Origin of the sequence: Marinobacter iranensis, from assembly GCF_029207565.1 — a bacterium.
Lineage (GTDB): Bacteria > Pseudomonadota > Gammaproteobacteria > Pseudomonadales > Oleiphilaceae > Marinobacter > Marinobacter iranensis.
Map to the genome: position 1 here is coordinate 1 of NZ_JANCMW010000046.1, position 390 is coordinate 390.

A 390-nucleotide genomic window follows, 5' to 3' on the forward strand; every position below is an offset into this window, starting at 1 on the left:
GCGGCCGTTGACGCGCTGGGCGGCGAGGCCGGGCAGGCGGGCGATCGATTCGGCGATCGAGACGTCGGGCAGCTTGCCGATGTCCTCGGCCGATACCGCCTCGACGATAGAGGCCTGGTCGCGCTTGATGTTGATCGAATTCTGCAGGCCGGCGCGCAGGCCGGTCACGACGATCGTGCTCTCCTCGGCCGGCACCTGGTCCTGCCCGGCCCGTGTGGCGCCATCCTGCGCCCAGGCCTGGGCTGGCAACGTTGTCGCCAGAGCCAGCGTCGAAATCGTGAGCCCGAGATTGCCCCTTGCGCGACCCATGACGCGCACATGCGGACGCTCCGCCATCGCCTCTTCCCCTCTCTAAGTAAGCGGCCGTTATCGACCGTCTTTGCCCCTTGG

1 pseudogene is annotated in these 390 nt (G+C 68.2%); it reads right to left on the bottom strand.

Annotated elements, in window-relative coordinates:
* Window positions 1–336 (bottom strand): annotated as a pseudogene (locus tag NLU14_RS21375) (hypothetical protein); the annotation flags it as partial.
* Window positions 337–390: the final 54 nt, after the last annotated feature.